The sequence below is a fragment of the Streptomyces sp. NPDC088732 genome, from assembly GCF_044751205.1.
Taxonomy (GTDB): domain Bacteria; phylum Actinomycetota; class Actinomycetes; order Streptomycetales; family Streptomycetaceae; genus Actinacidiphila.
The window spans coordinates 106,815-130,023 of sequence record NZ_JBIVLI010000001.1; the positions used below are offsets into that span (position 1 = coordinate 106,815).

Annotated in this window: 19 protein-coding genes; 13 read left to right on the plus strand and 6 right to left on the minus strand. The window is 72.9% G+C overall.

Features of this window, described 5'->3' with window-relative positions; genetic code table 11:
* Positions 1–54 precede the first annotated feature (54 nt).
* Positions 55–2,109 carry an FUSC family protein gene (locus ACIP9H_RS00450; RefSeq protein WP_401956500.1) on the minus strand — a complete coding sequence of 685 codons (2,055 nt, stop codon included), beginning with the start codon at positions 2,107–2,109 and terminating at the stop codon, positions 55–57.
* 92 nt (positions 2,110–2,201) lie between these two features.
* Between ACIP9H_RS00450 and ACIP9H_RS00455 the strand changes: the two genes are divergently transcribed.
* A complete protein-coding gene (locus ACIP9H_RS00455) occupies positions 2,202–3,404 on the plus strand; it encodes an RNA-guided endonuclease InsQ/TnpB family protein (protein ID WP_401956502.1) in 1,203 nt (400 codons plus the stop codon).
* 38 nt (positions 3,405–3,442) lie between these two features.
* On the opposite strand, the gene ACIP9H_RS00460 is transcribed toward ACIP9H_RS00455, so the two are convergent.
* From ACIP9H_RS00460 to ACIP9H_RS00480, 5 genes are all read right to left on the minus strand, one after another.
* Positions 3,443–4,642, minus strand: a complete 1,200-nt coding sequence (locus ACIP9H_RS00460; RefSeq protein ID WP_401956504.1) for a GDSL-type esterase/lipase family protein — start codon at positions 4,640–4,642, stop codon at positions 3,443–3,445.
* Positions 4,639–5,241 (minus strand): TetR/AcrR family transcriptional regulator, encoded by a 603-nt coding sequence (locus ACIP9H_RS00465; protein WP_401585347.1) that lies wholly within the window; start codon positions 5,239–5,241, stop codon positions 4,639–4,641. Before ACIP9H_RS00465 ends, ACIP9H_RS00460 begins: the two co-directional genes overlap by 4 nt.
* 106 nt (positions 5,242–5,347) lie before the next feature.
* The gene (locus ACIP9H_RS00470; RefSeq protein WP_401585636.1) at positions 5,348–6,103 is read right to left on the minus strand and encodes a L,D-transpeptidase; all 756 of its coding nucleotides are present in this window, start codon (positions 6,101–6,103) and stop codon (positions 5,348–5,350) included.
* On the minus strand, positions 6,103–6,591 hold the full coding sequence (locus ACIP9H_RS00475) for a glutathione peroxidase (RefSeq protein WP_401585344.1): 489 nt from the start codon (positions 6,589–6,591) through the stop codon (positions 6,103–6,105). The genes ACIP9H_RS00470 and ACIP9H_RS00475 overlap by 1 nt, the downstream gene beginning before the upstream one ends.
* A gap of 116 nt (positions 6,592–6,707) precedes the next feature.
* Positions 6,708–8,345: an ABC-F family ATP-binding cassette domain-containing protein gene (locus ACIP9H_RS00480; protein WP_401585341.1), complete on the minus strand. Its 1,638-nt coding sequence runs from the start codon at positions 8,343–8,345 to the stop codon at positions 6,708–6,710.
* 159 nt (positions 8,346–8,504) lie between these two features.
* On the opposite strand from ACIP9H_RS00480, the gene ddaH reads away from it, so the two are divergent.
* The 12 genes from ddaH (at position 8,505) to ACIP9H_RS00540 (ending at position 23,196) form a co-directional block, all read left to right on the plus strand.
* Positions 8,505–9,281 (plus strand): dimethylargininase, encoded by a 777-nt coding sequence (gene ddaH / locus ACIP9H_RS00485; RefSeq protein WP_401585338.1) that lies wholly within the window; start codon positions 8,505–8,507, stop codon positions 9,279–9,281.
* 88 nt (positions 9,282–9,369) lie between these two features.
* A complete protein-coding gene (locus ACIP9H_RS00490; RefSeq protein WP_360899312.1) occupies positions 9,370–10,335 on the plus strand; it encodes an acyl-ACP desaturase in 966 nt (321 codons plus the stop codon).
* Between the two features lie 169 nt (positions 10,336–10,504).
* Positions 10,505–11,311 (plus strand): TIGR03084 family metal-binding protein, encoded by an 807-nt coding sequence (locus tag ACIP9H_RS00495; protein ID WP_401585335.1) that lies wholly within the window; start codon positions 10,505–10,507, stop codon positions 11,309–11,311.
* Positions 11,308–12,870, plus strand: coding sequence for an acyl-CoA carboxylase subunit beta (locus ACIP9H_RS00500; RefSeq protein WP_401585332.1), 1,563 nt, complete (start codon positions 11,308–11,310; stop codon positions 12,868–12,870). The genes ACIP9H_RS00495 and ACIP9H_RS00500 overlap by 4 nt, the downstream gene beginning before the upstream one ends.
* Before the next feature lie 23 nt (positions 12,871–12,893).
* Positions 12,894–14,786 (plus strand): biotin carboxylase N-terminal domain-containing protein, encoded by a 1,893-nt coding sequence (locus ACIP9H_RS00505; RefSeq protein WP_401585330.1) that lies wholly within the window; start codon positions 12,894–12,896, stop codon positions 14,784–14,786.
* Positions 14,783–15,985 carry an acyl-CoA dehydrogenase family protein gene (locus ACIP9H_RS00510; RefSeq protein WP_401585327.1) on the plus strand — a complete coding sequence of 401 codons (1,203 nt, stop codon included), beginning with the start codon at positions 14,783–14,785 and terminating at the stop codon, positions 15,983–15,985. Before ACIP9H_RS00505 ends, ACIP9H_RS00510 begins: the two co-directional genes overlap by 4 nt.
* A gap of 29 nt (positions 15,986–16,014) precedes the next feature.
* Positions 16,015–17,601 carry a 4-coumarate--CoA ligase family protein gene (locus tag ACIP9H_RS00515; RefSeq protein WP_401956512.1) on the plus strand — a complete coding sequence of 529 codons (1,587 nt, stop codon included), beginning with the start codon at positions 16,015–16,017 and terminating at the stop codon, positions 17,599–17,601.
* The gene (locus ACIP9H_RS00520; protein WP_401956514.1) at positions 17,601–18,347 is read left to right on the plus strand and encodes an enoyl-CoA hydratase family protein; all 747 of its coding nucleotides are present in this window, start codon (positions 17,601–17,603) and stop codon (positions 18,345–18,347) included. The genes ACIP9H_RS00515 and ACIP9H_RS00520 overlap by 1 nt, the downstream gene beginning before the upstream one ends.
* Before the next feature lie 8 nt (positions 18,348–18,355).
* A complete protein-coding gene (locus ACIP9H_RS00525) occupies positions 18,356–18,949 on the plus strand; it encodes a TetR/AcrR family transcriptional regulator (protein ID WP_401956517.1) in 594 nt (197 codons plus the stop codon).
* A gap of 37 nt (positions 18,950–18,986) precedes the next feature.
* Positions 18,987–19,841, plus strand: a complete 855-nt coding sequence (locus tag ACIP9H_RS00530) for a hypothetical protein (protein WP_401956520.1) — start codon at positions 18,987–18,989, stop codon at positions 19,839–19,841.
* An 89-nt stretch (positions 19,842–19,930) separates the two neighbouring features.
* Positions 19,931–21,340, plus strand: a complete 1,410-nt coding sequence (locus ACIP9H_RS00535; RefSeq protein ID WP_401956523.1) for a hypothetical protein — start codon at positions 19,931–19,933, stop codon at positions 21,338–21,340.
* Positions 21,337–23,196, plus strand: coding sequence for an AAA family ATPase (locus ACIP9H_RS00540; RefSeq protein ID WP_401585311.1), 1,860 nt, complete (start codon positions 21,337–21,339; stop codon positions 23,194–23,196). The genes ACIP9H_RS00535 and ACIP9H_RS00540 overlap by 4 nt, the downstream gene beginning before the upstream one ends.
* Positions 23,197–23,209 lie beyond the last annotated feature (13 nt).

The window sequence follows — 23,209 nt, forward strand, 5'->3', positions numbered from 1 at the left end:
CCGCTCCACCGGGTTGATCGCGACGAATGCACGCGACGGCTCCGGCCCCGGCGGCTATGTGGTACGGGCGGTACGGGATCCCGCGGTGAGGGCGCCGGTGAAGACCTGGATGTGCCGCAGCTCGGCCACGACGTCGGCGAGGGACGCGCAGGAAGGGGTCTGCCGGAGCTCCGGCCGGACGGTGGCCGGCGTTCGGCCGTCCAGGGAGTCCGCGAGCGCGTCCAGGGCCTGGACGACCCCGGCGCCCTCCTCGCGCGAGGGGCGTTCCGCGCCCTGCTCGACACGGACCGCGCAGGCGGTGACGGCGTCCACGATCCGCTCGGAGGCGGCGACGACGCGGAACCAGTCGGTGTGGGGACCGCGGCCCCAGGGCAGTTCCGCAGCGACGGTCTCGGCGGCGGACCGCGCCTCGGCCAGGGAGCTGTAGGCGGCGCGGCGCAGCACCATGCGGTCCCCGGGGCGCCCGCCGGCGGGGGTGGTGAGGACGTGGGCCAGGTACTCCCGGGTACGCCGCAGCGCCTCGGCCATCAGGTGGGCCACCCGCGCGGTGGGATCGGTGAACCCCGGCAGGTGGCCGACGACGAGCACGATCGCGCAGGCCGTCGCGGTGTCCAGCAGGCGGTCGCCGGCCGCCTGGGTGTCGCCGCCCACCCAGACGAAGGGCAGCACCATCAGAGTGACCACCGAGGTCTGCAGGCCGAAGTGCCGGAAGGAGACGGGCAGGAGCGCGCCCGCGACGGCGGCGCAGACCACCGTCCACCACACGCCTCCGCCGCCCCAGATCGCGGCCAGGCCGCCGAAGACGACGACTCCGACCGCGGTCCCGACGAAGCGGTTGACGACGCGGGAGAACAGCGGGCCGATGTCGGGCTTCACCAGGAAGACGGCGGTGAGCGGCAGCCAGTACCAGTGGTCCGCCCGCATGGCGAGGGCCACGGCGGCACTCGCCGTCACGCACACCGCGACGCGCAGCCCGTACTCGCGCCCCGCCGGCCCGAGGACGCGGCGCCGCATGGTGGGGACGGTTCCCGGGGCGGGGAGCGGTGCCACCTCCTCGGCGCTGGTCACGCCGGGGACCGTACGGGCGAAGACCGCGGCGGCGTACTGGAGCGCGTGGTCGAACGCGGCGCGGGCCGGGGTGTCCCCTCCGGGGGCCAAGAGCGGCCCCGGCGGTTCGCCGGCGCGCAGTGCGGCCGCGAGGCGACGGGGGCCCTCCGCGACGTTCGGCGGCAGTGGGTGCGCCTCCCACAGCAGGGCGGTGCTCGCCTCGCACAGTGCCGTGGCGGCCGCGAACCGTTCGGCCAGGAGTAGTTCGCCGGGGCGCGTGGAACGGTGCGCCAGCCGGCGGAACAGGCGGCGCAGGCGCAGGGCTTCGTCGCCGCGGTCCATCGCCGCGGTCAGCCGGCGCCGTGCGGCCTCGGCCCCGGGCCCGCCCACGGCTTCCAGGGCACCGACGAGAGCGTCGAAGACTCCGGCCAGCGCGGCCTGTTCGCCGGCCAGACCGCCGCCGACCGGCCGCGGGGTCCGCAGCACGAGCCGCAGCAGGAGCAGCCAGACCGCGCCCACGAGGAAGAACAGCGCTTTCAGCCAGGGCGTGCCGGGCAGCGGGACCCCGGTCCCGATCACCATGAGGCACAGGGTCTGCATCCCGGTCCGTGAGCAGACCGGGCCCACGGTGCTCACGGCACCCGAAGCCAGTCCGACGGCGAACAGCAGGGGCAGCACCCACCAGCCGCTGGGGACGGCGTCGGCGGTCGCCGCCCCGATCAGCAGCCCGAGCGCCCCGACGAGCACGGGGAGGCCGATATAGACGGCGCCGGTCCGGCGGGTCCCCGGCAGGTCGTTGAAGCCCGCGAACAGCGTCCCGAACCCGGCCAGCACCGCGAACTCGACCCACCCCTGGGCCACCCCGATCGCCATCACGGGTCCCGCGGACAGGGCCCCGCGCAGCACCGCCGGCCACGGGACGGGCCCGCGCTGGAAGCGCAGCGGGTGGGCCAGCCACGAGGGCAGGACGACGCGGCGGCCGGGGCCACTCACCAGCACGGCATCCTCACCTGATTTCTCCCAGGAGGTCCCGGCCTTCAGGCCGGGGAGGAATGGGGTCATGGGCCGGAGCCGCGAAGCGGCGGAGTTGTCTGCGCATCTGTTCTGACCTGCGCTCTCTTTCGTTGTCAGTGGGGACTGTTACGTTCCGTGGCATGACGGCGACAGTGACGGTCGAGGAAGGGTTCGGGCATGCCCGGTACACCTTCCGGCTGCGCGTGTCGTCCACGGCGCGTGCCGCTCTGGAGGCGGAGTGGGCGCGGTGCCGGTGGGTGTGGAACGAGTGCGTGGCCGTGTCCCGCAAGATCCACGCCCTGAACCGGACCTCCGCGCAGAAAACCACGTGCGGCCCGGCGCAGCTCGACAAAATGCTGACCGAGGCCCGGCGGTCGATGGCGTGGCTGCGCGACGGCAGTTCCGTTGCGCAGCAGCAGACGATCCCGGACTTCGGCAAGGCCCGCGCCAAGGCCCTGAAGGACATCACGGCGCGGCTGCCGATGCGACAGCGGGCCGGGATGCCCCGCGTCAAGCGCAAACGCGAGGCTGCCCCGACGCTGAACTACACCACCCGGGGTTTCCGGCTCAAGGACGGGCGCCTGCACCTGGCGGGCGGCATCGTGCTGACGGTGGTGTGGTCCCGCGACCTGCCCGCCGCCCCGACGTCGGTGCACGTCCACCGGGACAGCCTCGGCCACTGGTACGCCAGCTTCGTCGTGACCACTGCCCTTGAGCCGCTGCCTCCGACGGGAGCGGTGATCGGTATCGACTGGGGCGTTGCCGAGACCGCGACGACGACCAGCGACGTTCACGACCTGCCCCACGCCCAGCACGGCAGGACCGCCGCGGCGAAGGTGTCGAAGAAGATCGCCCGGCAACGGCAGGACACGGGTCGTAAGTGGGCCAAGCAGGTCGTCCGTGACCATGACGCGATTGCGGTCGAGGACTTCCGGCCCAAGTTCCTCAGCCGGACCACGATGGCCCGTAAGGCGGCGGACGCGGCGATCGGGGCCACGAAGGCGGCGCTGGTCGAGATGGGCCGCAAGCACGGGCGGGACGTCCGCCTGGTGCATCCCGCGCACACCACCATGGACTGCGCATCGTGCGGAGCGAGAACCAAGCACGCACTTCCTCTTTCGGAACGTACCTACACCTGCACCCCGTGCGGAGCCGTCTCGCCCAGGGACAAGAACTCCGCCCGCGTGATGCTGGTCCGGGCTGGTCTCAACCCGGCTGGTGCCGATCGTGCAAGAGCTGACGGACCGCAGGTCCCCAGCCCACGTGAGCCAGGAATCCCCACCCCTCAGGGCGGGGAGGATGTCAATGAGCGCTTCGTCCTTCTTCGACCCTCTTCAGCGTAGCTGTCCGTGATTGCGGCCCGGCGGCCCGGTCAATGGCGTCATGCCTGGTCCGGCGCGCCCTCGGGGAGGGCGAAGGGACCGCCGGCGGCGAAGGTGTGGGCCGCGAAGCGCTCGCCGATGCGCAGGTGCGCGGCGGCGTCCGGGTGGAGTTCGTCGGGGAGCGGCAGCTCGGCGTAGTCGTCGGCGCCGTAGAGCGCGCGGCCGTCGAGGTAGTACAGGTTCGGGTCCTCCGCCGACCGCTGCCGGACGATCCTGGCCAGTTCCTCGCGGACCGCGTTGAGCGTCAGCTTGCCGTTCGCACGCTCCGCCGGGTCGCCGGTGGCCCGGAAGCGCGGCTGTCCCGTGGCAAGGGAGGCGGGGTCGAGGGCGGTGGGGCCGGGGGTGTCCTCGTGGATGGGGCACAGGACGGGCGAGACCACCAGGAGCGGTGCGGTGGGGTGGCCTTCGCGGACGGTGTCGAGGAAGCCGTGGACGGCGGGGCCGAAGGCGCGGAGGCGCATCAGGTCGGTGTTGACGACATTGATGCCGATCTTGACGCTGAGCAGGCCCGCGGGGGTGTCGCGCAGGGCGCGGGCGGTGAACGGGTCGAGCAGCGCGCTGCCGCCGAAGCCGAGGTTGATCAGTTCCGCGCCACCGAGGGCGGCGGCGTGCGCGGGCCAGGTGGCGGTGGGGCCCGCGGCGTCGGAGCCGTGGCTGATCGAACTGCCGTGGTGCAGCCACACCCTGCGGCCCCGGTCCGGTACGGGCGCGACGGGGGCGTCGGTGCGCAGCGCCACCAGTTCGGTGGTCTCGTTGTGCGGCAGCCAGATCTCGACGTCCTTGTCGCCCTCGGGCAGACCGCTGAAGCGGAGGGTGCCTGCGGGGCCGGTCCGGTGGTCGAACGCACCGGTGGTCATGTCGATGGTCAGGGTGTTGCCGCCGGTGACGCTCTCCCGGCCGGTGAGACGGCCGTCGACCAGCAGGTCGTAGACGCCGTCCGGGCGCGGGGGAACGCCCGCGTAGACCCGCTTGGTGGGCACGGTGTCGAGTTCGATGCGGGTGGCCCGGGTGCGCAGGACCAGCCGGACCCCGGCGGGCTGGGCCTCGGCCATGGCGAGTTGCGGGTCGGTGTTCTGGGCGCGGGCCCGGGCGGGCAGCCGGTGCGGGAGTATGCCGCGCTCGGTGCGCTCCAGTTCGAGGGCGCCGCGCAGGAGGTCCGCGGTGACGGGGGTGGTGATCCACGGGTTCTCGGTGTTCATGTCCTCTGCCTGTCGGGCTGGTCGTTCTCGGGTGCGGGCCAGTTGCGCAGCAGGGCGTCGAGGGCGTCCACGACACGCGTCCAGGTCTCCTGCGTGTCGGGGGCGCTGTGACTGAACGCGCCGCCCGCCTCCAGGCCGACGTAGCCGTTGAAGACGCTGCCGAGCAGCCGGACGGCGTGCGTCCGGTCCGGTTCCGCCAGGTCGTAGCCGCGCAGGAGGGCGCGGGTCATCTGGGCGTGCCGGACGCCCGCACTGGCGGCGGCCGTCTGCGGGTCGAGCCGGTACTGGGCCGCCGCCCAGCGCCCGGGGTGCTCGCGGGCGTAGTCGCGGTAGACGTCCGCGAAGGCGGCGAGCGCCTCCTTGCCGGACCGTCCCGCCAGGGCGTCGGCGGCCCGGTCGGCGAGCTCCTCGAGCGCGAGCAGCGCGATCCCGGTCTTGAGGTCGTGGGAGTTCTTCAGGTGCGCGTACAGGCTGGCGACCTTGACGTCGAACCGCCTGGCGAGCGCCGAGAGCGTCACCTGCTCGAAGCCGGCCTCGTCGGCCAGTTCCGCTCCCGCCCGGACCAGGCGTGCGGCGCTGAGTCCTGCGCGTGGTGCCATGACATTACCCTCCTCTGCCTGCAACGAGTATGCATTCACCTAAACCCTTTAGGCAAATGTCGGCAGAGGAGAGCAGGGGAACGGCTTCACCGGCCGTTCCCGGTCGTCAGTACGTGGTGATCGCGGTCTCGCCCGACTCCGTGCCGATCGCGATGTGCGGGTAGCGGTCCGGATCGGCCCACACGAGCAGGCGGCGCATGGCCTCGACGGGCACGGAGACGCAGCCCGCGGTGGGCCCGGGGCCGTTGGCGTGCAGGAAGATGCCGGCGCCGCGCTCCTGTTCCGGCTCGTCGTAGTTGAAGCCGATGACGAAGGCGTGGACGTACGGCTTGCGGTACCTGATCAGGTGCTCGGACTCGGAGGCGGCGCAGTCCGGCGGCAGCGGCTCGACCCACCGGTTGTAGGACCAGGAGGCGTTGTCCTGGCACCAGTAGGAGTCCCGGGTGACGGGGCGGTAGGGCATCCGGGTGCCCTTCGGCGCGGGCTTGATGCCGAACGCGTACGGCAGGTCGTACAGGCCGGTGGGGGTGGTCCAGGTGCTCTGGGCGCGTTCCTCGCCCTCGACGAGACCGCCCGCACCGAAGCGGGCGGGCGCGGAACCCGCGGCGTGCCAGACGCCGTCCCGCAGGTCCCACCAGGTCACGGTGCCCCTGGTCGACCCGGTGTCCGGTGCCACGGCGGTGATGAGCTGGCTGCCGCCGCCGGTGTCCACCATGTCGTCGGGGAGCGTGAGCACACGCGGCTGCTCGGCCGCGGTCGTGGCCATGGCCGTGGGCGCGGTCGTGCCCGCGCCCGCCGTGCCGGCCGCAGCGGCCAGCACGGCGGAACCCGCCACGACGAGTCGTACGAAGCGGTCTCGGATCAACGCGGAAGGTGCTCCTCGATCGCGCCCACGACCTCGTCGGCCTCGGGCTCGGTACGCGAACGGAACCGGCCGACGACCTGGCCGTCCGCACTGATCAGGAACTTCTCGAAGTTCCACTGGATGTCGCCGGCCGCGCCCTGGGCGTCGGCGGTCTCGGTCAGCGTCGCGTAGAGCGGGTGCCGGTCCTCGCCGTTGACGTCCGTCTTCTCGAAGAGCGGGAAGCTCACGCCGTACGTCGCGGAGCAGAACGTCGCGATCTCCTCGGCGGTGCCCGGCTCCTGACCGCCGAACTGGTTGCTGGGGAAGCCCAGCACGGTGAAGCCGCGGTCGGCGTAACGCTTCTGCAGGCGCTCGAGGCCCTCGTACTGCGGAGTCATCCCGCACTTGGAGGCCACGTTGACGATCAGCAGCGCCTTGCCCTCGTGGTCGGCGAGAGACGCGGACTCACCGGAGAGCGTGCGCAGCGGAATGTCGTAGATGCTCACGATTCGAACTCCTCGTCGGGGGACGGGTAAGGGATCACAGACCGCCCATTCAACCCCGTCCGCTCCGGTGATCTTCCCACGGGAGGGTCCTCGGAACGGGGCAGCGACGCGGGGTGTCAGTTCTCCGTGATCCGTCCGGCCCCCACCTGGATGCGGCGCGTGGTGTGCACGGCCTCCAGCATGCGGCGGTCGTGGGTGACCAGCAGCAGGGTGCCGTTGTACGAGGCGAGCGCCGACTCCAGCTGCTCGATGGCGGGCAGGTCGAGGTGGTTGGTCGGCTCGTCCAGGACGAGCAGGTTGACGCCGCGGCCCTGGAGCAGGGCCAGCGCGGCCCGGGTGCGCTCGCCCGGGGAGAGGGTGGCGGCGGAACGCATCACATGGGCGGCCTTCAGGCCGAACTTCGCCAGCAGCGTGCGCACATCGGCGGGCGGCATGTCGGGCACCTCGGCGCCGAAGGCGTCCAGCAGGGCCTGGTCGCCGTAGAAGAGCTTGCGCGCCTGGTCGACCTCGCCGACGACGACTCCGGGGCCGAGGGAGGCCGCCCCCGCGTCCAGTGGCAGGCGTCCGAGGAGCGCGGCGAGCAGCGTCGACTTGCCGGAGCCGTTGGCACCGGTGATGGCGACCCGGTCCGCCCAGTCGATCTGGAGGTCGACGGGACCGAGGGTGAAGTCCCCGCGGCGCACCTCGGCGCCGCGCAGCGTCGCCACGACCGCGCCGGCGCGCGGGGCGGCGGCGATCTCCATGCGCAGCTCCCACTCCTTGCGGGGCTCCTCGACCACGTCCAGGCGCTCGATCATGCGCTGGGTCTGCCGCGCCTTGGCGGCCTGCTTCTCCGTGGACTCCGTACGCAGCTTGCGGCTGATCTTGTCGTTGTCGGTCGCCTTGCGCCGGGCGTTGCGGACGCCGTGCTCCATCCAGTTGCGCTGCATGCGCCCGCGAGCCTCCAGGCTCGCCTTGGTGTCGGCGTACTCCTCGTACTCCTCGCGGGCGTGCCGGCGGGCGGTCTCCCGTTCCTCCAGGTAGGAGGCATAGCCGCCGCCATAGGTGTTGACCTGCTGCTGCGCGAGGTCGAGTTCCACGACCCGGTTGACGGTGCGGGCGAGGAACTCGCGGTCGTGGCTGACCACGACGGTGCCGGCTTTCAGGCCCGTGACGAACGCCTCCAGGCGCTCCAGGCCGTCCAGGTCGAGGTCGTTGGTCGGCTCGTCGAGGAGGAAGACGTCGTAGCGGCTCAGCAGGAGCGACGCGAGGCCCGCGCGGGCGGCCTGGCCGCCGGACAGTGCCGTCATCGGCAGGTCGAGGCCGACGGTCAGGCCCAGTGAGGCGGCCACTTCCTCGGCCCGCTCGTCCAGGTCCGCCCCGCCGAGGGCCAGCCAGCGCTCCAGGCCGTCGGCGTAGGCGTCGTCGGAGCCCGGTGCCTCGTCCATCAGCGCCTGGGTCGCGGCGTCCAGGGCGGCCTGTGCGGCGGCGACCCCGGTGCGGCGCCCCAGGAAGTCCCGTACCGTCTCGTCGGCCCGCCGTTCGGGCTCCTGCGGCAGATGGCCCACGGTGGCGGTGGGCGGGTTCAGCCGCAACTGCCCGTCCTCGGGCGCGCTCAGGCCCGCCAGCAGACGCAGCAGCGTCGACTTGCCGGCGCCGTTGGCACCGACGAGCCCGATCACGTCGCCGGGCGCGACGACGAGGTCCAGGCCCGAGAAGAGGACGCGGTCCCCGTGGCCTGCGGCGAGGTCTTTGACGACAAGAGTGGCACTCATCAGACCGCCGATGCTATCGCCCCCCGTGTCCGTCCCGGCCGGCCGCGTCCGGGGCGGCGGATCCGCCGGCGCGACCCGTCCGCCCGCCCTGGGCGGGCGACGCCGGGTGAGGGAGCATCACCTTCGGTAAGCCGCTGCCACCGCGAGGGGAGACTCACCATGCCGCACCGCAGGGCACTTGTACGGCGTCCGGGTCCGCGTCTGGCGGAGGGGATCGTGACGCACGTGGAACGGTCGCCGGTGGACGGGGAACGGGCCCTGCGCCAGTGGGAGGCGTACGGGGCGGCGCTGCGGGCGCACGGGTGGGAGACCGTGGAGGTCCCGCCGGCGGACGCGTGCCCGGACGCGGTGTTCGTGGAGGACACCATGGTGCTGTTCCGCGACGCGGCGCTCATCGCGCGGCCGGGCGCGCTGCCGCGCCGCCCGGAGACGCCGGGGGCCGAGGAGGTCGTGGCGGGGCTCGGAATGTCCGTCACCAAGGTGCGGGCGCCGGGCACCCTGGAGGGGGGCGACGTCCTCAAGACGGGGGACACGGTCTACGTGGGTACCGGGGGCCGGACGAACGCGGAAGGCGTGCGCCAACTGCGCGCCGCGTTCGAGCCGCTGGGGGCAAGGGTGGTGGCGGTACCCGTCACCAAGGTGCTGCATCTGAAGTCGGCCGTCACCGCGCTCCCGGACGGCACGGTCGTGGGCCATCCGCCGCTGGTGGACGCGCCCGAGGTGTTCCCGCACTTCCTTCCGGTCCCGGAGGAATCGGGCTCCCATGTGGTGCTTCTGGGAGACGGGAAGCTGCTGATGGCGGCGAGCGCGCCGCGCAGCGCGGAGATTTTCGCCGCAATGGGCTATACGCCCGTACTTGTCGACATAGGGGAGTTCGAAAAGCTCGAGGGCTGCGTGACCTGCCTCTCGGTGCGGGTTCGGGGAGTGGACACGTAGGGCGGGTTGCCATGTGGGCGGCGCGTAACCTACGGTTTCGTAACTTACGATTCCGTAGGTACCCTCAGCAAACCGCCAGGAGCGCAGCGTGACCATTGCCCCGCCCCAGAACACCGGATCGGACGTGTGGAGTGACACCCGGCTGCTCTACGCCCTCGAAGAGGTCGTCGAGACCGAGCTGAACCGGCATCTGAAGGCGGCCAAGGAATGGATGCCCCACGAGTACGTGCCGTGGAGTCAGGGCCGGGACTACGACGGGGTCATGGGCGGCGAGGCCTGGGAGCCGCAGCAGTCGAAGGTCACCGAGATCGGCCGGATATCGCTGGTGGTCAATCTGCTGACCGAGGACAACCTGCCGAGCTACCACCACGAGATCGCCACGCTCTTCGGCCGCGAGGGCGCCTGGGGCACCTGGGTGCACCGCTGGACCGCCGAGGAGGGCCGGCACGCGATCGTCATGCGGGACTACCTGCTGACGACCCGTGCCGTGGACCCGGTGCAACTGGAGCGGCTGCGCATGCAGCACATGTCGGAGGGCTTCGAGTCCGACAACGCGCACAGCATGCTGCACTCGGTCGCGTACGTGGCCTTCCAGGAGCTGGCCACGCGCATCTCGCACCGCAACACCGGCCGGGAGTCCGGTGACCCGATGTGCGAACGCATGCTGGCGCGCATCGCGACCGACGAGAACCTGCACATGGTCTTCTACCGCAACCTGCTCGCGGCCGCCCTGCAGTTGGCGCCGGACCAGGCGATGCGGGCGATCCGCGACGTGGTGGTCGGCTTCCGCATGCCGGGCCACGGCATGCCCGGCTTCGAGCGGTCGGCGGCGCGGATCGCGATCGGCGGTGTCTACAACCTGCGCATCCACCACGACGACGTCCTGCAGCCCGTGCTGCGGCACCTGAAGGTGCTGGAGGTCGCGGGGCTGGGCCCGGAGGGCCTGAAGGCGCAGGAGGAACTGGGCTTCTTCATGGGCGAGCTGGACTGCCAGGCCCGCAAGTTCGAGGAGCGCCGTGACGCCCTCCTGGCGCGGCGGGCCGCCCGCGCCTAGCCCCGCGTCCCGCTCCCCGGGGCCGTCCCGCCGTCGTGCGGGGCGGCCCCGTTCCCTTTCCGGCTGCCCCCGTCAGAAAATCATGCAAGCACGCTTGATTGTTTCTGCGGACGGTGCCAGCCTGTGACGCACCACGGCTTCGCTGACGCCGCGTCAACCAGGGGGACCCGTGTCCGACCCCACACCCGTACTGGACGACCTGCGGGACGAGAGCGAGGGTCTGGACGCCCTCGTGGCCCCGCTGGAGGCGTCCGCCTGGGCCACGCCCACACCCGCTCCCGGCTGGACCGTCGCCCATCAGATCGCGCACCTGGCCTGGACGGACCGGCAGGCGCTGCTCGCCGCGACCGATCCGGCCGGCTTCGGGGCCGAGGTCGGCAAGGCCGCGTCCGCGATCGACACCTTCGTCGACGAAGGCGCGGAGGAGGGCGCGGCGCTGCCGCCCGCCGAGCTGCTGGAGCGCTGGCGCGCCGGCCGGAGCGCCCTCCAGGAAGCCCTGCGGGCACAGCCGCCCGGCGCGCGCCTCCCCTGGTTCGGGCCGCCCATGGGGGTGGCCTCGATGGCCTCGGCCCGGCTGATGGAGAGCTGGGCGCACGGCGAGGACGTCGCGGACGCCCTCGGGGTGCGCCGGAAGCCCACGGCGCGGCTGCGGCACGTGGCACGGATCGCGGTACGGGCCAGGGACTACGCCCACGCCGTCAACGGGCTCACGCCGCCCGCCGAGGAGTTCCGGGTGGAACTGACCGCCCCGGACGGCACCTTGTGGACGTTCGGGCCCGAGGACGCCGTCCAGCGCGTGAGCGGCCCCGCCCTCGACCTGTGCCTGCTGGCCACCCGGCGCCGGCACCGCGACGACCTGGCGCTGCGGGCGGAAGGCGCCGATGCCGACCGCTGGCTGGACATCGCGCAGGCCTTCGCCGGGCCGCCCGGCGAAGGACGCAAGCCGCGCGATCCGCGGCAGGGGGCGACGAAATGACCGGGGACAATCGGGCGATCATGCTGGAGCGCCTCGCCGGGGTCGAGGCCGAGCACGAGAAGGCGCTCGCCGGCGGCGGCCCCAAGTACGTGGAACGGCACCGCGGCCGGGGCAAGCTGACCGCCCGCGAGCGGGTGGAGCTGCTCCTCGACCCGGACACGCCGTTCCTGGAGCTGTCGCCGCTGGCGGCGTGGGGCAGCGACTACCCCGTCGGCGCCTCGCTGGTCACCGGCATCGGCGTCGTCGAGGGCACCGAGTGCGTGATCACCGCCAACGACCCGACGGTGCGCGGCGGCGCGAGCAACCCGTGGACGCTCAAGAAGGCGCTGCGCGCCAATGAGATCGCGCTCGCCAACCGGCTGCCCCTGGTCAACCTGGTGGAGTCGGGCGGGGCGGACCTGCCCAGCCAGAAGGAGATCTTCATTCCGGGCGGCGCGCTCTTCCGCGACCTCACGCGGCTGTCGGCGGCCGGCATCCCCACCGTGGCCGTCGTGTTCGGCAACTCGACCGCGGGCGGCGCCTATGTGCCCGGCATGTCCGACCACGTCGTCATGGTCAAGGAGCGCTCCAAGGTGTTCCTCGGCGGCCCGCCGCTGGTGAGGATGGCGACCGGCGAGGAGAGCGACGACGAGTCGCTGGGCGGCGCCGACATGCACGCCCGGGTCTCCGGGCTGGCCGACTACTTCGCCCTGGACGAGCCGGACGCGCTGCGCACCGCCCGCCGGGTCGTGGCCCGGCTGGGCTGGCGCAAGCAGGGCCCGGCGCCGGAGGCCGCCTACGACCCGCCGCTGCACGACGAGGACGAACTGCTGGACATCGTCCCCGGTGACCTCAAGACCCCCTTCGACCCCCGCGAGGTCGTCGCCCGCGTCGTCGACGGTTCCCTGTTCGACGAGTTCAAGCCGCTGTACGGGACGAGCCTGGTCACCGGCTGGGCCCAGGTGCACGGCTATCGCGTCGGCATCCTCGCCAACGCACAAGGGGTGCTGTTCAGCGCGGAGTCGCAGAAGGCGGCGCAGTTCATCCAGCTCGCCAATCAGCGCGACATCCCGCTGCTGTTCCTGCACAACACCACCGGCTACATGGTGGGCCGCGAGTACGAGCAGGGCGGCATCATCAAGCACGGCGCGATGATGATCAACGCGGTGTCCAATTCGCGGGTCCCGCACATCTCCGTGCTCATGGGCGCCAGTTACGGCGCCGGGCACTACGGCATGTGCGGCCGCGCCTACGACCCGCGCTTCCTGTTCGCCTGGCCGAGCGCGAAGTCGGCCGTCATGGGTCCGCAGCAGCTCGCGGGCGTGCTGTCGATCGTGGCACGGCAGTCGGCGGCGGCCAGGGGCCTGCCCTTCGACGAGGAGGCCGACGCGGGCCTGCGCGCCATGGTGGAGCAGCAGATCGAGTCCGAGTCCCTGCCGATGTTCCTGTCGGGGCGGCTGTACGACGACGGGGTGATCGACCCGCGCGACACGCGCACGGTGCTCGGCATGTGCCTGTCGGCGATCCACAGCGCACCCGTCGAGGGCGCGCGCGGCGGCTTCGGCGTCTTCCGGATGTGAGTGATGTGAGGGGCAGCGTGACCGTGATCGCATCAGTGCTGGTGGCCAATCGCGGCGAGATCGCCCGCCGCGTCTTCCGCACCTGCCGCGACCTGGGCATCGCCACGGTCGCCGTGCACTCGGACGCGGACGCGGGGGCGGCGCACGTACGGGAGGCCGACGCCGCCGTGCGCCTGCCGGGCGATGCCCCGGCCGACACCTATCTGCGCGGCGACCTGATCGTGAAGGCCGCCCTGGCGGCCGGTGCCGACGCCGTGCACCCTGGTTACGGATTCCTGTCGGAGAACGCCGAGTTCGCCCGGGCCGTGATCGCCGCGGGCCTCACCTGGATCGGCCCGGCCCCGGAGGCCATCGAGGCGATGGGCTCGAAGACCCGCGCCAAGCGCCTGATGGCCGCCGCCGGTGTCCCGGTGCTGGAGGCCGGTCCCGACGACCTGCCGCTCCTGGTCAAGGCGGCCGCCGGCGGCGGCGGACGCGGCATGCGCGTCGTACGCGAAGCCGCCGCCCTAGAAGCGGAGATGGCCGCCGCCCGCGCCGAGGCGCTGTCCGCGTTCGGCGACGACGAGGTCTTCCTGGAGCCGTACGTCGAGGACGGCCGCCACATCGAGGTCCAGGTGCTGGCGGACGCGCACGGCACCGTGTGGACGCTGGGCGAGCGCGACTGCTCGGTGCAGCGCCGCCACCAGAAGGTGGTCGAGGAGACCCCGGCCCCCGGCATCGGCGACGGGCTGCGCCGCACCCTGCACGAGGCCGCCGAGGCGGCGACGCGGGCCATCGACTACACCGGCGCGGGGACGGTGGAGTTCCTGGTCTCCGCGGACGGCCGCCCGTACTTCCTGGAGATGAACACCCGCCTCCAGGTGGAGCACCCCGTGACCGAGTGCGTCTTCGGGGTCGACCTCGTCGCCCTGCAACTGGACATCGCCGAGGGCGGCCGGTTGCCGGCCACTCCCCCGCGCCCTACGGGGCACGCCGTGGAGGCCCGCCTGTACGCGGAGGACCCGGCGCGCGACTGGCAGCCGCAGACCGGCGTCCTGCACCGGTTCGCGCTGCCCGCGATGCCCGGGCTGCGCGTGGACGCCGGCTTCACGGACGGGGACCGCGTCGGCGTGCACTACGACGCGATGCTCGCCAAGGTGATCGTCCACGCCCCCACCCGCGAACGGGCCCTGCGGCAGCTCGCCGGCGCCCTGGAACGGGCCCGCGTGCACGGCCTGGTCACCAACCGCGACCTGCTCGTGCGGGTGCTGCGCGACCCGGACTTCGCGGCCGGGCGGCTGTCCACGGCGTTCCTCGGACGGCTCGGCCCGGCCGCCCCCGCCGACCCCGGCACGGTGCGTCTTGCCGCGCTGGCCGCCGCGCTGGCCGACGCGTCCGGACGGCACGCCTTGGGCGGCTGGCGCAATGTGCCGTCGGCACCGCAGCGCAAGACGTACCGCGCCGAGCCCGACGGGACGGAGCACGAGGTCCGCTACCGCCTCGGACGCGGCGGCCTGACCGCCGAGGGCCACCCGGACGTGCGGCTGCTGTCCGCGGCCGCGCACGAGGTCGTCCTGGAGGTCTCCGGCATCCGCCGGGCCTTCGAGGTCACCGCGTACGGGGCCGAGGTGCACGTCGACAGTCCCACGGGAGGGCACCGCTTGACCGCGCTGCCGCGCTTCCCCGATCCCGTGGACAGGATCGCGCCGGGCTCACTGCTGGCGCCGATGCCGGGCACGGTCGTCCGGATCGCCGAGGTGGCGGTCGGCGACAAGGTGGCGGCCGGTCAGCAGCTGCTGTGGCTGGAGGCCATGAAGATGGAGCACCGCGTCGCCGCCCCGGCGGACGGCGTGCTCACCGCACTGCACGCCGAGGTCGGCCGCCAGGTCGACGTCGGGACCGTACTCGCCGTCGTTCAGGAGGAGGGCTCGGCATGAGCGGGATCACCGCTGCGAGCGGACCGGCAGGCACCTTTGACAACGCCCTGGTGGAGAGCGAGGAACGGCGCGCCCTGCGCAAGGCGGTCTCCGATCTCGGGCGCCGCTATGGGCGCGGCTACTTCGCCGCCGCCGCCCGCGAGGGCAAGCACACCGACGAGCTGTGGCAGGAGGCGGCCGCCCTCGGCTACCTCGGCGTCAACCTGCCGGAGGAGTACGGCGGCGGGGGCGGCGGGCTGGCCGAACTGGCCATCGTCCTGGAGGAGCTGGGCGCTGCGGGCTGCCCGCTGCTGCTGCTCATCGTCTCCCCCGCGATCTGCGGCACGGTGATCGCGCGCTTCGGCACCGAGGAGCAGAAGCGGCAGTGGCTGCCGGGGCTGGCCGACGGGTCCGTCCGCATGGCCTTCGGCATCACCGAGCCCGACGCGGGCTCCAACTCGCACCGGCTGACCACCACCGCGCGCCGCGACGGCTCGGACTGGCTGCTCACCGGGCGCAAGGTCTTCGTGTCCGGCGTCGACATCGCGGACGCCACGCTCGTCGTGGGCCGCACCGAGGACGCCCGCACGGGCCGGCTGAAGCCCTGCCTGTTCGTCGTCCCGCGCGATACCCCGGGCTTCGAGTTCCGGCAGATCGAGATGGAACTGACGGCCCCGGAGAAGCAGTTCCAGCTCTTCCTGGACGATGTGCGGCTGCCGGCCGAGTCCCTGGTGGGCGACGAGGACGCGGGCCTGCTCCAGCTCTTCGCGGGGCTCAACCCCGAACGCGTGATGACCGCCGCCTTCTCGATCGGCATGGGCCGGCACGCGCTGGAGAAGGCCGTCGACTACGCCCGCACACGGCAGGTGTGGCAGGCGCCCATCGGAGCGCATCAGGCGATCGCCCACCCTCTGGCGCAGGCGCACATCGAACTCGAACTGGCCCGCCTGATGATGCAGAAGGCCGCCTTCCTCTACGACGCCGGGGACGACGCGGCCGCGGGCGAGGCCGCCAACATGGCGAAGTACGCCGCCGCAGAGGCGGGCGCGAGGGCGGTGGACCAGGCCGTGCACACGCTGGGGGGCAACGGCCTCACCACCGAGTACGGTCTGGCGTCGATGCTCACGGCGTCGCGTGTGGGCCGCATCGCGCCCGTCAGCCGGGAGATGATCCTCAACTACGTCTCGCACCACACGCTGGGCCTGCCCAAGTCCTACTGAGCACGTCCTACCGAGGAGGGGGAGCGGTCATGGCACAGCCGGCCGTGTTCCACAGCGAGTACCCCGCGGTTCCCGCCGTCGACCTGCCGATCCACGAGGCCGTGCTCGGCCGGGCCGCCGAGTTCGGCGAACGGCCCGCGCTGATCGACGGCGTGGACGGCACGACCCTCACCTATGCGCAGCTCGACGCCTTCACACGGCGCATCGCCGCCGCCCTGGCGGAGGCCGGGCTGCGCAAAGGTGACGTCCTGGCGCTGCACAGCCCCAACACCGTCGCCTATCCGCCGGTCTTCTACGGGGCCACGCGCGCCGGGGCGGCCGTCACCACGGTGCATCCGCTCGCCACTGCCGAGGAGTTCGCGCGGCAGCTGCGCGACAGCGGCGCCGCGTGGATCGTGACCGTCTCGCCGCTGCTGGAGACCGCCCGCAAGGCGGCGGAACAGGCGGGCGGCGTCCGGGAGATCTTCGTCTGCGACACCGCCGAAGGGCACCGCTCGGTGCTGGAGTTCCTCGCCTCCACCGCGCCCGAGCCCCAGGTCTCCTTCGACCCGGCCGAGGACCTGGCGGCGCTCCCGTACTCCTCGGGCACGACCGGCGTCCCCAAGGGCGTGATGCTGACCCACCGCAACATCGCGACGAACCTGGCCCAGCTCGACCCGATGCTGGCCTCCGAGCCCGGCCACCGCATCCTCGCGGTGCTGCCGTTCTTCCACATCTACGGCCTGACCGCGCTGATGAACGTCCCCCTGCGCAAGGGCTCGACCGTCGTCGTGCTGCCGCGCTTCGACCTGGAGCAGTTCCTCACCGCCATCGAGACGCACCAGGTGCAGGGCCTGTACGTGGCCCCGCCCATTGTGCTGGCGCTCGCCAAGCACCCGGCGGTGGCGGGGCACGATCTGAGCTCCCTGGAGTACGTGCTGTGCTCGGCCGCGCCCCTGGACGCCGATCTGGCGCGGGCCTGCTCGGAGCGGCTCGGGCTGCCGCCCCTCCTCCAGGCGTACGGGATGACGGAGCTGTCGCCGGGCACCCATGTGGTGCCGCTGGACGTGCGGGACGCGCCCGCGGGGACGGTCGGCAGGCTCGTCCCCAGCACCGAGATGCGCATCGTCCCGCTGGACGGCGAGGCGGGCACCGGGGCGGACGGCACCGGGGAGATCCACATCCGCGGCCCCCAGGTGATGAAGGGCTACCTGGGGCGGCCCGACGAGACGGCCGCGATCGTCGACGAGGACGGCTGGCTGCACACCGGCGACGTCGGACGGGTCGACGAGGGCGGCTGGCTCCATGTGGTCGACCGGGTCAAGGAACTGATCAAGTACAAGGGCTACCAGGTGCCGCCGGCCGAGCTGGAGGCGGTGCTGCTCACCGATCCCCGGGTCGCCGACGCGGCCGTCATCGGCGTCCTGGACGAGGACGGCAACGAGATCCCCAAGGCGTACGTCGTCCCGCAGCAGGGCGGCCCCCTCACCGAGGACGACGTGATGGCGCACGTGGCGGCACAGGTCGCCCCGTACAAGAAGGTGCGGCGGGTGGAGTTCACCGACGCGATACCGCGTGCCGCGAGCGGAAAGATCCTGCGGCGCGAGCTCCGCGCCCGCGAAAGGGGCGGCAGTTGATGGCCGGCGAAACGGCACCCGTGGTGCGCGCCGCGTACGAGCGGGGGATCACCACGCTCACCCTGGACTCCCCCGCCAACCGCAACGCGCTCTCCGCGCGCATGGTGGACGAACTGTCCGACGCGCTCGCGCGGGCCGGCAAGGACCCGGCGACCCGCGCGGTGCTGCTGACGCACACCGGTGGCACCTTCTGCGCCGGGGCCGATCTCAAGGAGGCGACGTCCCCGGAGGGCCCGCGCCGGATGGTCGCACTGCTGCGGTCGGTCGTGGAGCTGCCCAAGCCGGTCGTGGCCAAGGTGACCGGGCATGTGCGCGCGGGCGGCCTCGGGCTGCTCGCGGCGTGCGACCTGTCGGTGGCGGGCCCGGGGGCCGGTTTCGCCTTCACAGAGGCGCGGCTCGGCCTCGCGCCCGCCGTGATCTCGCTGACGGTGCTGCCGCGCCTCGACGCGAGGGCCGCGGCCCGCTACTACCTCACCGGAGAGGTCTTCGACGCGGCGGAGGCCGTACGCATCGGCCTGGTCACGGCGCCCGAGGAGGCGCTGGACGGCATCCTCGCGGGCCTGCGCGCCGGCTCGCCCCAAGGGCTGGCGGAGTCCAAGGCGCTGACCTCGGCGGAGGTGCTGCGGGCCTTCGACCGGGACGCGGACGCACTGGCAGAGCGCTCGGCACGGCTGTTCGGCTCCCCCGAGGCCGCCGAAGGGATGCGGGCCCTTCTCGAACGGCGGGCGGCGCCGTGGGCGTTGTGAGCGCCCGGGTGCCCAAGCAGGACCGCAGCCGCGCCACCCGGCAGCGGCTGCTGGAGGCGGCCGTCGCCTGCCTGGCCGATCGCGGCTGGGCGGGCAGCACGGTCGCCGTCGTCGCCGAGCACGCCGGGGTCTCCCGGGGCGCGGCGCAGCACCACTTCCCCACCCGGGAGGACCTGTTCACCGGGGCGATCGGGTTCGTCTCCGAGCAGTGGCTGACGGCGCTGCGCGAGCGGGCACTCGAACTGCCGGACCAGGGCGTCCCGCGCACGCGCGCCGTGGTCGAGCTGGTCGTCGACCTCTACACCGGCCCGATCTTCCGTGCCGCGCTGCACCTGTGGGTCGCGGCGGCCAACGAGGAGCAACTGCGGCCGCGCGTCGGGGCCCTGGAGGCCCGGATCGGCCGTGAGGCGCACCGTCTGGCGGTGGAGATGCTGGGCGCCGACGAGTCCGTGCCGGGTGTGCGCGAGACCGTCCAGGCCACTTTGGACATGGCCCGCGGCCTGGGACTGGCCCATCTGCTCAGCGACGACAGCACCCGCCGCGCGGGCATCGTCCGCCAGTGGTCGACGGTCCTGGACGGGGCGTTGCGCAGCGGTTTTTGACTCGCCCGCTGTCGGTGGCCGGTGGGACGATCCCGGCATGGCGATCGAGGTGGATCAGACCGGCGGACTGGGCTTCCTGCTGGCGTTGGTGGACCGGGAGCAGGCGGCGCGGATACGTCTGCGCACGGGCCTCCCGAAGGAGGACCCTTCGGCGGGCGGCCGGCCCCCGAAGGGCTACGGATGGCAGTACGGCCTGCGGGACCTGCCTTCCTCGGTGGTGTGGTGGATGCTCCAGCAGGACGATCCGGACGTCAATGTGCTGGTCTACGAGCATGCCCGGATCGACGACCGGGTACGGCACGACATCCTCCGCGGCGTCCCTCAAGGCCCCGGCCGCACCCGGCCTGTCAAGGTCGACAGGGCCCTGTCGCGGTTCGCTCCGCCGGAGGTTCGCCTGGCGTCCGGTCCCGAGGAACTGACGGCCGTACTGCGCGAGGTGGGGTCGATGGGGCAGGGGCGCGTCGCCGCGCGCATGGTGGGGCGCGAGGACTGGCCGGTGGTGGCCGCCGCGGACGCCGTCCGGCCGCTGCCCGGCTACGCCCGCTGGGCGCTGTCCGTCCGGCCCGACTGCCCGCCGGAGGTGCGCGCGCGGTTCGGCACGCACCGCAAGTTCACGCATCGGCTCAGGACCGCGGGCATCGTGGACGGCCCGGCGGCGTACGCGACGACGACGCGGCCGGCGCCGCAGGCCCTGTCGGTCCTGGCGATGGGCCGCTGGGCGTTCCCCGGCCGCCTCGCCGAGGCTCACGCGGCGCTGCGGCCCCTCGTCCGGGCGGAGCTGGGCGGCAACACCGAGGCCTGGGCCGTGCTCGCACAGTTGCTGCCGACGTTCACGGGGACGGTGCCGGAGCTGGTGACGACGGCGCGGGCGATCGCGGGCGACGCCGCGTGAGAAGTCGATGGCCCGTTGTCGGTGGGCTCTGGTACCACTGATCACAGGGGCATCCGGGGGGGTGCCGAGGTCGTGCACGGGGGGCGGTCATGGCGTACGGGGCAGGCACAGCCGCGCGACGGCTCACCGTCGGGCTCGAGGACCGGCGGGCGCTGGAGCGCTGGCGTCCGGCGGATCCGGAGGTCGTGGCGGAGGCCCGGCGGCTGAAGGAGGCGGCGCTGCTGGACTTCGGCCTGACGCAGTCCGCGGTCGCGTCCTGGCTGTACGCCAAGTGCCGGCACCAGATCCCTACGACGGCGGTGGACACGGCGGCCGTGGTCGCCTCCGGGGACGGCACGATCCTGCTGCTGTTCAACCCGGACTTCTTCGTGGGACTCGGCCTGGAGGGGGTGAAGTTCGTCCTCTTCCACGAGTCGCGGCACGTGGTGCAGCGGCATCTGTTCACCGAGCAGGAACTGCGGGACGACCCGGTCTTCGCCCTGGCCGCCGAGGTGTCCATCAACCACGTCGCGATGGTCCGGCTGGAGCGCGACACGCTGCCGCTGCTCGACGGCGAGCCGACCGGCGTCGACCCCCGCGCCGTCCACGCCGCGTACGAGGGCGACCTGCGGGAGCAAGGGCTGACGCCGCTGCCCTACGAGGAGTTCACCGCGACCGACATGAGCGTCTACACCGAGCTCAAGCGGATGGCCCGCCCGCCGGTGCCGGCGGTCGCGGCGTGGTGTGTGCACATGGACGGGCCCGGAGTGCCGGCGGACCAGGAGACCGTCGACGGGATGGTGTCCTCGGCCCTGCTCAACTCCCTGCTGGCGGCACGCCGCGGCCACACCGGCGCGGAGCGCGAACTGCTCGACCTCATGGACCGCACCCAGGACGCCTCGGAGCGCACCTCGCGGCTGTGGGGGAACCTGGGGGCCGGCGCGCTGCGCGGCGAGACCGTGCGGACGCGGCAGGTCGACTGGTGGCAGCGGTGGCTGGTCGACGTGGTCGCCTCGAAGCTGCGCGAGGGCGAGCGGCTGGTGTACCCGAAGAAGCGCGGCGCCCTGCTGGCCGCGCTCGGGCACGACCCGATGCTGTCGCGGCGCGGTCCGGTGCGCGACAAGGTGCTCGTCGTGGCCTACGACACCTCGGGGTCCATGCCGGCCTCCGTCGTGGCGTGGCTGACCGAACTCGTGGGCCGCATCGAGGGTGTGGAGGCGCACTGGCTGTCCTTCGACGGCGTCGTGATGCCCTTCGCGCCGGGCGAGCGGGTCTACGGCGGCGGGGGCACGAGCTTCCAGGCCGTCGCCGACTACGTGGAGGGACGCACAGAAGTGCGGGGCCGCCGCTTCGAGGAGCGTCCGGACGCCGTGATCGTGCTGACCGACGGCTTCGCCCCGCACATCACGCCGGCCGAACCGGACAAATGGATCTGGCTGATCACCCAGGGCGGCGACGACTGGCCGGACGGCCACACCCCGCCCATGGCCTGCCACCGCGTCACGACAGGAGCGACATGACCACCACCACCGCGGCGACCGCCACGGCCGGCCCCCGGCCCTGGCGGGCCAATGCCACGTATCCCGGGCCGCCCGAGGGCTGGACCGGCCGGTCGCGGCTGGAGTCCTTCATCGACGCGATGATCGACATGCGGCAGACCGGTCAGGTCTTCGGCGAGCACGGCATCGGCAAGACCTCGACGTTCTTCTCCCACATCGCCGAGGCGTACCCCGACACCGAGCTGGTCTTCGTCCCCGCCGCCAACCTCACCCCGGACGACCTGCTGGCGAACGCGCCCGTCCGCGACCAGGAGACCGGCGACCTGGTGCTGCGTCAGCTGGTGATGAGCCAGCTGAAGCCGGGGCGGCCGTTTGTGCTGCTCATCGACGACTCGCTGCAGGCGGGCGAGACGATCCAGTCGCAGCTGATGCAGATCGCCTGCAACTGGACGCTCGGTGAGTACGACCTGCGGGCGCTCGGCTGCATCGGGGTGTTCCTCAGCGACAACGAGTCGCTGGCGGAGACCGCGAGCCGGCGCGGCGACCTGGCGCTGCTGGACCGCATGGTCACCGTCCGCGTCACCGCCAACGACACGTCCTGGCGGACGAAGCTGGCCGCGAAGTACCGGGACCGCGACCTGTCCGGGGTCTTCGGTGTGTGGGCGTCCCTGGGCCCCGCGGTCCGCGAGCTGCTGTCCCCGCGCACCCTCGACCACATCCTGGCCAACGCGCGCGAGGGGTTCCCGTTGCGCTGGGGGCTGCCGCTGCTCAACGGGGAGCGGCTGCGGCTGGCCGAGCCGCGGGCCGACGGCACTCCCGGACCCGACCGGACGGCCGAGATCCTGAACCGGATCGCCAAGGCGCTCGGCGTCCCCAACCCGGCGACGGTCCCGGACCCGGTGCGCTCCGTGGTGCGCGCGGCGCTGCGCAACCGGTGGACGGTGCTGCTCCAGGGGCCGCCCGGCTGCGGCAAGACCGAGCTGGTGCGCGAGACGCTGCGCGAGGGGCTTGGCCGCGACCCGCTCTACTTCTCGCTGCCGGTCACCAACGTCGAGGACCTGTGCGCGCCCATCCCGGGCCGGGACGGGTCGCTGGAGAACCTGCTGGCGGCGGTCTTCACCGGGGCCGAGCCGAAGGCCGTCGTCTGGGACGAGTACAACCGGCCGAAGGACAAGGCGGCCTTCGCCAAACTGATGGAGATCACGCAGGAGTGGTCGCTGGCCGGTCGCCCGATCCAGAACCTGCGGGCGCAGATCGCCGTGCAGAACCCGCCCTACCACCTGGGCCGCAAGCTGCTCGTGTCGCGGAACAACATCGCCCAGGCCACCCGGTTCACCGCGTCCCTGACGGTCGAGCCGGGCGACATCCCCGCCAACGAGTGGCTGATCTCCCGCTACGGCGCGGTCGCGGAGACCGTGCTGGAGTGGTGGAAGCACGACATCGACGAGGACGGGCGCGCGTGGATCACCAAGCGCACCATCGAGCGGCTGATCAAGCTCCATCAGCGCGGTCTGCCGCTGGAGATGGCGACGGTCTACCTCGGCGACGGGGAGTACGCGCCGGTGCCGCTCACCGCGCTGGTGGACCGGCTGGCGTGGCGTCAGGTGACCGGGCTGCGCGAACTGGCGGAGGACGTCGAGGGCTGGGAGGCGCGGCTGCGCGGTGCCCGCGAGGAGTCCGGCGAGGGCAACAACGACAGCGACCTCGTCCACCAGGTCATCGCCAACGCCGAGTTGTCGCAGCTCAAGCGCTACCGCAAGGTCGTGACCCGGCTGGTGGCCCTGCTGCCGCCGAAGCTGCGCTCGACCTATCTCGTCGGTGCCCCGGAGGACGCGCAGCGCTTCTGGATCGAGACGTTCGCCCGCATACCCCGCTGACGTGCCGGCAGGC